The sequence below is a fragment of the Herbaspirillum sp. NPDC101397 genome (assembly GCF_044767325.1).
In the GTDB taxonomy this organism is placed as follows: domain Bacteria; phylum Pseudomonadota; class Gammaproteobacteria; order Burkholderiales; family Burkholderiaceae_D; genus Herbaspirillum.
This window is the reverse complement of sequence record NZ_JBIWNS010000002.1, coordinates 514,034-526,485: the sequence shown is the minus strand read 5'-3', so window position 1 is coordinate 526,485 and position 12,452 is coordinate 514,034. Positions and strand designations below refer to the sequence as shown.

Genomic DNA, 12,452 nt, shown 5'->3' with positions numbered 1-12,452 from the left:
CTCAGGTTCTTTCAGCAGCTTCAATGGTGTTGACCAGCAACATGGTGATGGTCATCGGGCCCACGCCGCCGGGCACGGGGGTGATGTAACCTGCGACTTCCTTGGCATTGGCGAAATCCACATCGCCGCACAACTTTCCGTTATCGTCGCGGTTCATGCCGACATCAATAACGACTGCGCCGGGTTTGACCATGTCGGCGGTGACGATGTTGCGCTTGCCGGTGGCCACCACCAGAATGTCTGCCTGGCGGGTATGGTGGCCCAGATCGCGGGTCTTTGAATTACAGATAGTGACGGTAGCCCCGGCTTGCAAGAGCAACATGGCCTGCGGCTTGCCGACGATGTTGGAAGCGCCGACCACCACGGCATTGGCGCCGCGCACCGGATAATCGATGGATTCCAGCATCTTCATGACGCCGTAAGGCGTGCACGGGCGGAACAGCGGCTGGCCGGTCATCAGCAGGCCGGCATTGCTGACGTGGAAACCGTCGACGTCCTTTTCGGCGGCAATCGCTTCGATTACCTTATGGGCGTCGATATGTGCCGGCAGCGGCAATTGCACCAGGATGCCGTTGATCTTCGGGTCCTTGTTCAGGGCGTCGATGCGCGCCAGCAACTCGGCCTCGGTCAGGGCGGCGTCGTATTTTTCCAGCACCGAGTGCAGGCCGTTGTCTTCACAGGCCTTGACCTTGTTGCGTACGTAGACCTGCGAGGCCGGGCTGTCGCCCACCAGGATCACGGCCAGGCCGGCCTGTTTGCCCTTGGCGGTGAGGGCGGCGGCGCGTTTGGCGACGTCGGCGCGCAGTTGTTGGGAGAGCAGGTTACCGTCGATGAGTTGTGCTGGCATGGTGGCTGGGGCTGAAAAAGAGGGAAAATAAAGCGTCATTATAAGGGGCCTTGCCTTCGGCGGTCGCGGAGCCGTGGACGGACGGGATGCGAGTCGTCGTCCCGATTTCGACACCGGGGCGTCGGACAACGCTGATTTTAATTTTCGGTTATGCTCCGCCAACCAATCGAATTGAGTGACATCTGAGGACCTTGCATGACCGATCTGCTGACCCGCCGCCTAGCCCTTTTTGCCAGCCCGGAAAACCGTGCGCTGCTCGGTCGTGGTCTGCGCGGCGTGGAACGGGAAACCTTGCGGGTGACCACGAACGGACAGCTGGCGACCACGCCGCATCCGGCCGTGCTCGGCTCGGCGCTGACCAATGAGCAGATCACCACCGACTATTCGGAATCCTTGCTGGAATTCATCACCCCGGCCAAACACGACATCGCCGAGGCGCTCCAACGCCTCGATGAAATCCACCGCTTCGTGCACGCCAATCTGAACGGCGAACTGCTGTGGAACGAGTCCATGCCCTGTGTGCTGCCGCCCGAAGAAGACATTCCCATCGCCTGGTACGGCACCTCGCACATCGGCACGCTGAAGCACGTCTACCGGCGCGGCCTGGCGCTGCGCTACGGCAAGACCATGCAATGCATCGCCGGCATCCACTACAACTTCTCGCTCAGCGAAGACGTCTGGACCTTGTTGCGCGAGCTGGACGATCGCGAGCAAAGCGTCGAGCCGTCGTTCTCGGCGCGCGATTACCAGTCGGAAAGCTATATCGCGCTGATCCGCAATTTCCGCCGCTACAGCTGGCTGCTGATGTATCTGTTCGGCGCCTCGCCGGCGCTGGCGACGAATTTCCTGCGCGGCCGTCCGCACAAGCTGGAGACGCTCAGCGACGACACGCTCTACCTGCCGTACGCCACCAGCCTGCGCATGAGCGACCTCGGCTACCAGAGCAACGCCCAGGCCAACATCACGCCGCATTACAACAACCTGCATAGCTACATAAGAAGCCTGTCGCAGGCGGTCAGCCAACCGTACCCCGCGTACGAAGAACTCGGCACCAAGCGTGACGGCGAATGGATCCAGATCAACACCAATATCTTGCAGATCGAAAACGAGTTCTACTCGGCGATCCGTCCCAAGCGCGTGATCTACAGCGGCGAACGGCCGGTGCAGGCGCTGGCGGCGCGCGGCGTGCAATACGTCGAAGTGCGTTGCATGGACATCGACCCGTTCGAGCCGCTCGGCGTGAGCCTGAAGGCGTCGCGCTTCCTCGACGTGTTCCTGCATTTCATCGCGTTTGAAGAGAGCTCGCTGACCTCCGACGAGAGCGGCGCCGAAAGCCGCTGCAATTTCTCGCGCGTGGTCAAGGAAGGTCGTCGTCCCGGTTTGCAGCTGGAACAGGAAGGCAAAGAGGTTGGCTTGCAGGACTGGGGCCTCTCGCTGCTGGAACGCATGCAGCCGATCGCCGATTTGCTGGATGCCCAGGCCGGCGGTTCCGAGCATGCAGAGGCGCTGCAGGCGCAGCGTGAGAAATTGCGCGATGCCGAGCTGACGCCGTCGGCGCGCGTGCTGCGTGAAGTGCGTGCGGCCGGCAACTCCTTCGCCGCCTTTGCACTGAACCAGAGCAAGGAGCAGGCCGCGCAATTCCTGGCGCGCCCGCTGAGCGCAGAGCAAACCGCAGAATTCGTCGCCACCGCCAACACGTCGATCGAAGATCAGCAATCGATCGAGCGCACCCAGGTCGGTGATTTCGATACCTTCGTGGCCGCCTATCGCGCCAGCACGCTGGGCAATATCAGCGTCTGAGCAAGATTGCTCGCGCTGAGGTCAGCCCCTCAATTTGTCATGCGCCGTTTTCAGGCGCGCCACCCCGGTCCTGATTTCTTTCGGCGAAGCCGTGGCGAACGACAGTCGCAGCCGCGCCGGATCGGCGGTGCCGGCATAGAAGGCGCTGCCCGGCACATACATCACATTCTCAAGAACCGCCTTTTGCAATAGTGCGTTGGCTTCCGTGCCATCGCGCCAGCGTGCCCACACGAACATGCCGCCTTGCGGGACCGTGACTTCCAGCGTGTCGCCGAAACATTCCTGCAAGGCTGTCAGCATGGTCTCGCAACGCTCCTTGTAGGTCGCAATGATGGTCGGCAGGTGTCGCGCCAGGCAGCCGTCGTGCAGATAGCGTGCGGCGGCGAGCTGCATCCACGGCGCCGTGCACAGGTCGCCGGTCTGCTTGGCGATGACCGCGCGCCGCAGGATTTCGGCGGGGCCGCTCATCCAGCCGATGCGCAGGCCGGGCGCGACGATCTTCGACAGACTCGACAGATAGACCAGCCAGTCGGGACCGCCCGGGACCTCGGCGGCGACTTCCAGCAACAGCGCTTGCGGCGCACCGGCAAAGCGCAATTCCCCGTAAGGATCGTCTTCAATCACCAGCATCTGATAGCGCACCGCCAGTTCCAGAAGATGGCGGCGGCGCGCCAGCGGCAGGGTTGCGCCGGTAGGATTGGCAAAGGTCGGCACCACATACAGCAGCTTGGGACGGGCGCCGGCCAGCAGCATTTTTTCCAGCGCTTGCGTATCCATGCCGTCGTCGTCGCTGGGGATTTCCAGCATGTCGGCATTGGCCAGCCGCAGGGCCTGAATCGCGGCGGGGTAAGCCGGCCGCTCAATCGCCACGCAATCGCCGGGACCGACCAGCACGCGCAGCAGCAGTTCGAAAGCTTGCTGCGAGCCTGTGGTGATCAGCAGGTTTTCCGCCGCAGCCTTGCCGCCGGTGCGCTCGCGCGTGAGAGTGCGCAATGCATCGGCCAGCGCCGGCACGCCTTCGGTCGCGCCGTATTGCAGGCAGGCCGTCGGCGACTCCCGCAACACGGCGGCACCGCTATGCGCCAGCGCTTCGGCGTCGAACAGCGCCGGCGAGGGATAGCCGCCGGCAAACGAGATCATGCCCTGCTGTTGGGTGTACTTGAACAGCTCGCGAATAGGGGAACCCTGCGGCGTCTGAAACGCGGGGTTAAAACGATAGGCTGGTTTCATGGCGTGTGCAGATGTGCAGAATGCGGAAGGAGAGGAAGCCGGCGGGCATGGAGCCATGCCGCCGGTTCCTGATAAATCCTGAAAAAGACTTAAGTTGTGTGCACCGGACCGAGATCCGACGCACCTAACCCAATTACTGCTCAACCATGCGGTTCCAGCGGTTGTTCCACTCGGTGCGTTTTTCGTTGACCGAATCCCAATCGATGGTGTTCATGTTCTTGGTCAGGACTTCGGTCTTGCCGCCGAGCTTGGCCTGCGCCGCTTCGGTCAGCTTGACGTTGCGGTTGACCGGGATCGACGCGGCCATCTCCATGCCCTTGGTTTGCGCCGGCACGCTCAGCAGATATTCGATCAGCTTTTGCGATAGGTCAGGCTCGCTGTTGTTCTTGAGCGCACAGGCGCCGACCATCAGCAGCACGCCGCCTTCTTTCGGCGTGACGAACTCGGCCGGGATGCCCTTGGCCTTGAGGTTGGCGATGGCAGTCACGGTCAGCGGGAAGATCGCGGCTTCGTTGGTTTGGATCATTTCCGAAATCTTGGCCGAGCTCGACAGATATTCGAGCACGTTGGGACCGACCGAGGTAGGCCATTTCTTGAAGCCCGGCTCGACGTTCTTGTCGGTGCCGCCGACCAGGCGGTTGTACATCATGAAACCATACAGACCGAAGGTGCTGCTTGAGATGGACTGGAACACGACCTTCTGTTTGTACTTCGGATCGGCGAAATCCAGCCACGAGGTCGGCGCAGGCCAGTTCTTTTCAGCGAACATCTTCTTGTTGTAGCCGATACCGACCACGCCCATGTCGACCGCCACGGCCTGGTCGTTGGCCAGGCGTGCGAACGGATAGAGGTCCTTGAGTACCGGGGTGTCGCGCACTTTTTCGCACAGGCCCATGTTGACCGCGCGGTACATCACGCCGTCGTCGAGGAAGACCACGTGCATTTGCGGCTTGTCTTTTTGCGCCTGCATCTTGGCGATGATGTCGGACGAGGTGCCGGGCACGACCACGACCTTGACGTTATTGGCTTTCTCGAAATCGGGGAAGATTCCCGAGGTGTAATTCTTTTCCATGGTGCCGCCGTTCATGCCGACGTACAGGGTTTTGGTCTGGGCCTGGGCAGACGACCACACGCCGAGGACGGCGGTCAGGATACAGGTCAGCGTTAGATATTTCATGTTCATTTGTGGATCTCCTTGGCGGTAAAAACGACCCCCGGAACCTTGTGAGCCGGGGAATTCAAACTTTTCAACTTGAAACGGTTAAACCCTTGATTCTTCTTTTGATGGCTGTGAAACGGCAAATCGCTTGATTGAAAATGCGTCAATCGGGGTGCTGCTTTCTCCTTTGGTGACCAGTTCGGCCAATACTTCGCCGACGGCCGGGGCGAGCTGGAAACCCGCCCCCGAAAAACCGAATGCATGCAACAGGCCCGGCGTAGTGGCGCTCGGGCCGATGACCGGCTGGTGATCGGGCGTCTCGCCTTCGACGCCGCTCCAGGTGCGGATCACCAGCGCGTTGCGCAGCGCCGGCACCATCTCCGTCAGCGCAGCCAGCGCCTTGAAGCTGGAGCTTGCACGCGGCCGCGTGGCATCCAGCGCCAGGTTGCCGATGCCGCGACCGCCGCCGAGCACGACGTTGCCGCGCTCGACCTGGCGTGCGTAAAACGCGCCGCCGACCACGCCCAGGCTCAGGTTCATCAGCGGCGGCAGCGGTTCGGTCACGCACATGTTGGGATAGATCGCCTGTTCCAAGACGGTTTCGCCGAAACGTTCGGCGATTTCCTTGCCCCAGGCGCCGCTGCAATTGAGCAGGAAGCGGCTGCGCACGCGCTCGCCGCGGCTGTTGATCAGTACGAAATAATTGCCGTCGAAACTGCATTCCCGGACGGCGCTCTGTTGCAGCAGTCGTGCGCCGGCCTGTTCGGCGGTGCGCGCAAACGCAGCAGCGATCAGGCGCGGATTGGCGTGACCGTCTTCGGCGCACAACGATGCGCCATAAGCTTGCTTACCTATCCATGGATAGCGGCGGCGCAGGGCCTCGGCTTCGAGCAATTCGAGTTCCAGTCCGTAAGCGGCCGCCATCTCGCGATAGGCGATCAGCTCCTGCATGTCGGCGTCGCTGCGCGCCAGTTTCAGATGGCCGGAGGCGATGTATTCGCCGTCGCTGCCGATGGTTTGTGCGAGTCGGCGCCAGATCGCGTGCGCGCGCTGCGACAGCGGCAACTGGCAGGCGGCGCGGCCCTGGCGTCGTACGCCGCCGTAGTTCACGCCGCTGGCTTGCGCCCCGCACCAGCCTTGTTCGAGCACGACCACCGAGCGTTGCTGGCGGCGCAATTCCAGCGCCGCCGAGGTGCCCATGAGGCCGCCGCCGATGATGGCGACGTCGGTGTCGATGACCTTGTCCATGGGCGCACTCATGTTTGTTCTTCCGCAGCCAGCGCGGCGCTGACCGGTATCGGCTTGACCGGGGCCTGCACGCGCAGGCGGCCTGCTTCGGCGACGCTGACGCCGGTGGCGTGGGCCAGAATTTCTGCTGCAGCCGCGCCGCACATGCGGCCCTGGCAGCGGCCCATGCCGACGCGTGTCATTGCCTTGAGGCGATTGATTTCAACGGTGCCTTCCTGCTGCACGCTGCGGCGCAATTGTCCGGCGGTGATTTCTTCGCAGCGGCAAATCATCAGATCGTCGGCGCAATCGCGCGCCCAGTGCACGGCGGTCGGGAAAGCAGTTTCCAGTCCCTGGCGGAATTGCAAGTTGCTGCGCAGCGTCTGCGCCAGCCGCCGGCTTTCTTGTTTCGCGGCGGCCTTGGCGGCGGCGCTCGCGGGCAGACAGAGGTCTTGCAGCAAGGCCAACGCCGCGGCGCGTCCGCTTAGTTCGGCGGCGTCGGCGCCGGCGATGCCGCTGCCGTCGCCGGCCAGATACACGCCTGGCACGCTGCTGCGTCCGGCGTCATCGCGTTGCGGCAGCCATTGCTGGTTGAGTTCATCGAAGACGAAACGGCAACCGGCCAGTTCGGCCAGCTGGGTTTCCGAGCGCAAGCCGAAGCCGGTCGCCAGCGCATCGCAGGCGATCTCGGTGGTCTTGCCGGCGCGCGTCCAGCGCAGGCTTTGGATGGCTTGCTTGCCGTCGGCGGCGATCTGTTCAACGCCGTCCAGGAGCGGGATTCCTTTGGCGCGCAGCCAGCCCATGAAATACAGGCCCTTGGCGAACGTCACCGGCTGGCGCAGCAGCGCCGGCAGCGCGCGCAGCTTGCCGCCGAAGCGCGCGGTGTCGAGTACGGCGACCACATTTGCGCCGGCCTTGGTGTATTGATAGGCCAGCAAATACAGCAGCGGGCCGGAGCCGGCGATGACGACGCGGCCGTCCAGCACGCAGCCCTGCGCCTTCAGTGCAACCTGCGCCGCGCCCAGCGTGTAGACGCCGGGCAGCGTCCAGCCGGGGAAGGGCATCACGCGGTCGAGCGCGCCGGTGCACAGGATCAGGTGCGAGTAAGCTTGTTCGGCATGGCGTTGCGCGTGCAGCAGGTCGAGTTGTCCGGGATCGCCAGGCATACAGTTCCATACCAGCGTGTCTGGACGGTAATCGATCTTCGCGCGCAGTTGTTCGAAGCTGCTGTGCAGCGCTTCGGCCTTGGCGGCTTCGAAGCCGTAGAGTTCTTTCCTGGAGCGTACGAAACCCGGCGGCGGCTGGCGGTAGATCTGGCCGCCGGCGCGGCGGTTTTCGTCGATGACGATCGGGCGCAGACCGGCTTCCACCAGCGTCTGCGCTGCGCGTACACCGGCCGGTCCGGCGCCGATGATGACAATGTTCGGGGATGCCGGGGAGGAACTCACTTGGTCTCTCCCGCTAACGGAGCCGTGCCGCTGAGCAGGCGCATGCCTTCCGCAATCTCGGTGGTGCAGGCGCGCACGGCGACGCCGTTTTCGCTGCGCATCCAGCAATCCTGGCAGCAGCCGATCAGGCAAAAGCCGGCGCGCGGCGCACCGCTGAATTCGCTGCGGCGCAACTGATCGGTCTGCGTCAATATCGCCGTCAGCACGCTGTCGCCGGCGCGCGCGCTGAGCGGCTTGCCGTCGAGCCAGAATGAAACGCTTTGGCGCTCCTGTTCCGCCACGCGCCTGAGCAGGCTCATACGCGTTCCCCGATGAGGATACGGTCAAGCCCATACAGGCGGTCAAGAATCAGCATGGCGCCACCCGTGATCAGGATCATCAGCGCCGACACCGACGCCATCATCGGATCAATCGATTCGGTGGCGTACATGTACATGCGCACCGGCAGCGTCACGGTGGCCGGCGTGGTGACGAAGATCGACATCGTCAGCTCGTCGAAGCTGTTGATGAAGGCCAGCATCCAGCCGCCGCTCAGGCCAGGCAGGATCGCCGGCAGCGTGATGCGGCGAAACACCGTCCACGGACCTGCGCCGAGCGATTGCGCCGCCTGTTCGCTGCTGCGGTCGATGCCCATCACCGCCGCCAATACCATCCGCAGCACATAGGGCGTGATGACGACGGTATGCGCAATGGCGAGCCAGAAGAACGAACCGGTGATGCCCATCACCGAAAACATCCGCATGAAGGCCACGCCGAGCACCAGCGACGGAATGATCAGCGGCGACAGGAACAGGCCGTTGAGCGCGTCGCGTCCGGGGAAACGATAGCGTCCCAGCGCCAGGCCGGCCGGCAAAGCGATGCAGACCGACAGCGTGGCCGAGAGCAGCGCCAATTGCAGGCTGTTGTAGAAGGATTGCAAAAAGTCGGGGTGATCGAACACCGCCTTGAACCAGCGCAGGGACGCGCCGGCAAACGGCAGTGACAAAGTGTCTTGCGCCGTGAAGGCGACCAGGCATACCAGCACCAGCGGCGCCAGCACGAAGGTCACCACCAGCGCGTGGAAGAGCAGGGCAATCGGACCGTTGCGTCGCATATTCTTGTGTCTCCGTCAGCCCAGGGTCTTGGAATAGCGGCGTTCCAGGATCCGGTTGTAAGTCATCATGATGATCAGATTGGCAACCAGCAGCACGATGGCGATCGAGGCGCCCAGCGGCCAGTTGAGCGAACCGAGGAATTCGTCGTACACGGTGGTGGCGACCATCTTCAGGCGGCGTCCGCCCAGCAGGCCGGGGATCGCGAAGGCGCTGGCGCTCAGGCCGAACACGATCAGACTGCCCGAGAGCACGCCGGGAGCGACTTGCGGCAACAGGATCCGGCGCAGCACGGTCGCTTGCGAAGCATTGAGCGACAAGGCCGCGTGTTCCACGGTCGGGTCCAGCCGTTGCAGCGCAGTCCACACCGGGATCACCATGAACGGCAGCATCACGTGCACCAGCGCCACCACGATCGCACCGGAGGTGTAGAGCATCTTCACCGGCGCCATGCCCAAGGCTTGCAGGGCATGGTTGATGAGACCGTCGGCGCTGAGCAGCATGCTCCAGCCGAACGCACGCACCACCACCGACACCAGCAGCGGCGCCAGGATCACGATCAGGAAGAAGGCACGCCACTTGCGGCTCATGCGGCTGAGCACGTAGGCTTCCGGCGCGCCCACGATGACGCAGATCAGCGTGGTCAGTCCGGCGATCCAGAAGGTGCGCCAGAAAATGCGCAGGTAATAATCGTCGCCGAAGATCGCCAGGTAATTGTGCAGGTCGTAGGTCGACTTGATGCCGACGCTGTCGTCGTAGCTGTTGAGCGCCAGCAGCGCGGTCAGCAGCAGCGGCACCAGCACCATCGTGGCGAACAGCAGCGTGGCCGGCGCCGTCAGGATATAGGGCAGCGACCGCTTTGGCTTGAGTGAGGACGCAGCGCGGTCAGACATGCGCGCTCCGCAAGCTCGCAGATTCAGGCGCCGGCTCGACCGCGCGCATGGCCGACGTCGGCCAGCGCAGCGACACGCGCTGGCCCGGCTGGCAGGAGGTCTGGCCGTTGTTCTTCAGGATCACCAAAATATCGCCGCAATCGGTTTCGAAACGATACAGCCATTGATTGCCGAGGAAGAAGCTGGAAGCGACCACGCCGCCCAATTGTTCTTCGGCTTCGGTACAGCATTCGATTTTTTCCGGACGGATGCACAGCGTGGTTTGCTCGCCGACCGTGAGGGCCGTGCCTTGCACTTCCAGCACATGGTTGCCGACGCGTACGCCGGCGCTGTCGTCCCTGACCCATTCGACCGTGCCGGGCAAGAGGTTGGCCTTGCCGACGAATTGTGAGACGAAGGCGTTGACCGGGTTCTCGTACGTTTCCAACGGCTTGCCGACCTGCACGGCGCGGCCGGCTTCCATCACCACCACGCGGTCGCTCATGGACAGCGCTTCGGATTGATCGTGCGTGACCATGATGGTGGTGGTGCCGACCTTGCGCTGGATTTCACGCAGTTCGATCTGCATTTCTTCGCGCAGCTTGGCGTCGAGGTTGGACATAGGCTCGTCCAGCAGCAGGATCGGCGGCTGGATCACCAAAGCGCGCGCCAGCGCCACGCGCTGACGCTGGCCGCCGGACAATTCGCGCGGATAGCGATGGCCGAATTTGTCCAGGTGCACCAGCGCCAGCGCCTGCTTGACGCGCTCGGCACTTTCCGCCGCGCCGACCTTGCGCATCTCCAGGCCGAACTTGACGTTGTCCGCCACTGTCATGTGCGGGAACAGCGCATAGCTTTGGAACACGATGCCCAGGCCGCGCCGGTTGGGCTTCTCGTTGGTGATGTCGCGACCGTTGAGGAGGATGCGTCCGGCGCTGGCTTCGACGAAGCCGGCGATCATCTGCAGCGTGGTGGTCTTGCCGCAGCCGGAAGGGCCGAGCAGCGAGACGAACTCGCCTTTTTCCACTGTCAGGTCAAGGTTTTCCACGGCGGTGAAATCGCCGTAGCGCTTGGACAGGTTTTCCAACTTGAGGAACGACATCGATGCATCTCCGGTGGCTATGTGGCTGACTGCTTATTTTGCTTATTCTTTGGCGCGGTGACGTTCAGGCAGTGATCAGTCGATGTCGAACTTCACTCCCTGCGCCAGCGGCAAGGTCTTGCTGTAGTTGATCGTATTGGTGGCGCGGCGCATGTAGTTCTTCCAGGCGTCGGAGCCGGATTCGCGGCCGCCGCCGGTTTCCTTTTCACCACCGAAGGCGCCGCCGATTTCAGCGCCGCTGGTGCCGATGTTGACGTTGGCCAGGCCGCAGTCGCTGCCGACGGCGGAGACGAAGGTTTCCGCTTCGCGCACGTCATTGGTGAAGATCGCCGACGACAAGCCTTGCGGCACGGCGTTGTTGAGTGCGATGGCGTCGGCCAGGTCGTCGTACTTGACGACATACAGGATCGGCGCGAAGGTTTCGTGATGCATGATGGCAGTCTGGCCGGGCATGCAGACCAGTGCGGGACGGACATAGACACCATCGCCGAGCACGTCGACGCGCTCGCCGCCGGTGACTTCACCGCCTTGTCCGCGCGCTTGCTGCAGGGCGCTTTGCATGGCGTCGTAAGCGGCCTTGTCGATCAGCGGGCCGACCAGCGTATCGGCCAGCAACGGATCGCCGACCTTGACGCTGGCATAGATGCGTTTGATCTGCGCGACCACCTGGTCATGGATGCTGCTGTGGACGAACAGGCGGCGCAGGCTGGTGCAGCGCTGGCCGGCAGTGCCGACGGCGGAGAAGGTGATGGCGCGCAGCGCCAGGCTCAGGTCGGCCGACGGCGCGACGATCATGGCGTTGTTGCCGCCCAGTTCGAGCAGGCTGCGGCCGAGGCGTTCGGCAACCACGGTGGCGACCTTGCGGCCCATGCGCACGCTGCCGGTGGCGCTGACCAATGGCACCAGCGGCGAACGCGACATCACTTCGCCGATCTCGGCGCGGCCGATCAGGATCTGGCACAGATTGGCCGGCACCACGTTCGGGCGCTGCGCCGAGAAACGCTCGACCGCCTTGGCGAACAGCGCTTGCACGGCGAGTGCGACGACCGGGGTCTTTTCTGACGGCTTCCACACCACCGCGTTACCGCAGATCAGCGCCAGGGCAGCGTTCCATGCCCAGACCGCGACCGGGAAGTTGAAGGCGGTGATGACGCCGCACACGCCCAGCGGATGCCAGGTTTCCATCATGCGGTGACCGGGACGTTCGGAAGCGATGGTCAGGCCGTGCAGCTGGCGCGACAGGCCGACGGCAAAGTCGCAGATGTCGATCATTTCCTGCACTTCGCCGAGGCCTTCGGAGAGGATCTTGCCGGCTTCCTGCGTCACCAGTTCGCCCAGCGCCTGGCGATGTTCGCGCAGCACTTCACCGAGCACGCGCACCAGTTCGCCGCGCACCGGCGCCGGCACTTCGCGCCAGGCCAGGAAGGCGGTCTGCGCATCGGCCAACGCGGTTTCCGCTTGCGCCGTGGTGTGCGCCTTGAGTGTGGCAAGCAGTTGCCCGTCGCGCGGCGAACGGATGGTCAGATCGCTGCCGGTGTAGGCGGCCAGATCAAAATTCAGGGTGGCGAAGAAACGGGAAGAGGGCATGAAATTCCTTTGTGGCTGAGTAGGATGCAAGAGCGGTGCAATAGCATTGCAGCAGCGTTCGACGCCCGAGTATAAGGAATAAGGCGGCG

At 63.4% G+C, this 12,452-nt stretch carries 11 protein-coding genes; 1 reads left to right on the top strand and 10 read right to left on the bottom strand.

Annotation, left to right across the window (positions count from 1 at the left end; translation table 11 throughout):
- Window position 1 precedes the first annotated feature (1 nt).
- On the bottom strand, window positions 2–847 hold the full coding sequence (gene folD, locus ACIROW_RS07170; protein WP_116433698.1) for a bifunctional methylenetetrahydrofolate dehydrogenase/methenyltetrahydrofolate cyclohydrolase FolD: 846 nt from the start codon (window positions 845–847) through the stop codon (window positions 2–4).
- 195 nt (window positions 848–1,042) lie between these two features.
- Between folD and gshA the strand changes: the two genes are divergently transcribed.
- On the top strand, window positions 1,043–2,647 hold the full coding sequence (gene gshA, locus ACIROW_RS07165; RefSeq protein WP_402273512.1) for a glutamate--cysteine ligase: 1,605 nt from the start codon (window positions 1,043–1,045) through the stop codon (window positions 2,645–2,647).
- Window positions 2,648–2,668: 21 nt separating this feature from the next.
- Here gshA and ACIROW_RS07160 read toward each other — a convergent pair whose 3' ends face one another.
- The 9 genes from ACIROW_RS07160 to ACIROW_RS07120 all read right to left on the bottom strand — a co-directional run bounded on the left by ACIROW_RS07160 (window position 2,669) and on the right by ACIROW_RS07120 (window position 12,363).
- Window positions 2,669–3,877 carry a PLP-dependent aminotransferase family protein gene (locus ACIROW_RS07160; protein WP_402273509.1) on the bottom strand — a complete coding sequence of 403 codons (1,209 nt, stop codon included), beginning with the start codon at window positions 3,875–3,877 and terminating at the stop codon, window positions 2,669–2,671.
- A gap of 133 nt (window positions 3,878–4,010) precedes the next feature.
- Window positions 4,011–5,060, bottom strand: coding sequence for an ABC transporter substrate-binding protein (locus tag ACIROW_RS07155; protein WP_402273507.1), 1,050 nt, complete (start codon window positions 5,058–5,060; stop codon window positions 4,011–4,013).
- Between the two features lie 78 nt (window positions 5,061–5,138).
- A complete protein-coding gene (locus ACIROW_RS07150) occupies window positions 5,139–6,296 on the bottom strand; it encodes an NAD(P)/FAD-dependent oxidoreductase (RefSeq protein ID WP_402273504.1) in 1,158 nt (385 codons plus the stop codon).
- Window positions 6,293–7,711: an FAD-dependent oxidoreductase gene (locus ACIROW_RS07145; protein WP_402273502.1), complete on the bottom strand. Its 1,419-nt coding sequence runs from the start codon at window positions 7,709–7,711 to the stop codon at window positions 6,293–6,295. The genes ACIROW_RS07150 and ACIROW_RS07145 overlap by 4 nt, the downstream gene beginning before the upstream one ends.
- A complete protein-coding gene (locus ACIROW_RS07140) occupies window positions 7,708–8,010 on the bottom strand; it encodes a (2Fe-2S)-binding protein (RefSeq protein ID WP_402273500.1) in 303 nt (100 codons plus the stop codon). Before ACIROW_RS07140 ends, ACIROW_RS07145 begins: the two co-directional genes overlap by 4 nt.
- Complete coding sequence (locus ACIROW_RS07135; RefSeq protein WP_402273498.1) at window positions 8,007–8,804, bottom strand: ABC transporter permease; 798 nt, start codon at window positions 8,802–8,804, stop codon at window positions 8,007–8,009. The genes ACIROW_RS07140 and ACIROW_RS07135 overlap by 4 nt, the downstream gene beginning before the upstream one ends.
- 15 nt (window positions 8,805–8,819) lie before the next feature.
- Window positions 8,820–9,695, bottom strand: a complete 876-nt coding sequence (locus ACIROW_RS07130; RefSeq protein ID WP_402273496.1) for an ABC transporter permease — start codon at window positions 9,693–9,695, stop codon at window positions 8,820–8,822.
- Window positions 9,688–10,776, bottom strand: a complete 1,089-nt coding sequence (locus tag ACIROW_RS07125; protein ID WP_402273494.1) for an ABC transporter ATP-binding protein — start codon at window positions 10,774–10,776, stop codon at window positions 9,688–9,690. The genes ACIROW_RS07130 and ACIROW_RS07125 overlap by 8 nt, the downstream gene beginning before the upstream one ends.
- 75 nt (window positions 10,777–10,851) lie before the next feature.
- On the bottom strand, window positions 10,852–12,363 hold the full coding sequence (locus ACIROW_RS07120) for an aldehyde dehydrogenase family protein (RefSeq protein ID WP_402273491.1): 1,512 nt from the start codon (window positions 12,361–12,363) through the stop codon (window positions 10,852–10,854).
- Window positions 12,364–12,452: the final 89 nt, after the last annotated feature.

Bases quoted from the DNA above. Each gene is read 5' to 3' on its own strand.
- ACIROW_RS07130 (WP_402273496.1), bottom strand. From the start codon at position 9,695: ATGTCTGACCGCGCTGCGTCCTCACTCAAGCCAAAGCGGTCGCTGCCC.
- folD (WP_116433698.1), bottom strand. From the start codon at position 847: ATGCCAGCACAACTCATCGACGGTAACCTGCTCTCCCAACAACTGCGC.
- ACIROW_RS07155 (WP_402273507.1), bottom strand. From the start codon at position 5,060: ATGAACATGAAATATCTAACGCTGACCTGTATCCTGACCGCCGTCCTC.
- ACIROW_RS07160 (WP_402273509.1), bottom strand. From the start codon at position 3,877: ATGAAACCAGCCTATCGTTTTAACCCCGCGTTTCAGACGCCGCAGGGT.
- ACIROW_RS07125 (WP_402273494.1), bottom strand. From the start codon at position 10,776: ATGTCGTTCCTCAAGTTGGAAAACCTGTCCAAGCGCTACGGCGATTTC.
- ACIROW_RS07140 (WP_402273500.1), bottom strand. From the start codon at position 8,010: ATGAGCCTGCTCAGGCGCGTGGCGGAACAGGAGCGCCAAAGCGTTTCA.
- gshA (WP_402273512.1), top strand. From the start codon at position 1,043: ATGACCGATCTGCTGACCCGCCGCCTAGCCCTTTTTGCCAGCCCGGAA.
- ACIROW_RS07150 (WP_402273504.1), bottom strand. From the start codon at position 6,296: ATGAGTGCGCCCATGGACAAGGTCATCGACACCGACGTCGCCATCATC.
- ACIROW_RS07135 (WP_402273498.1), bottom strand. From the start codon at position 8,804: ATGCGACGCAACGGTCCGATTGCCCTGCTCTTCCACGCGCTGGTGGTG.
- ACIROW_RS07120 (WP_402273491.1), bottom strand. From the start codon at position 12,363: ATGCCCTCTTCCCGTTTCTTCGCCACCCTGAATTTTGATCTGGCCGCC.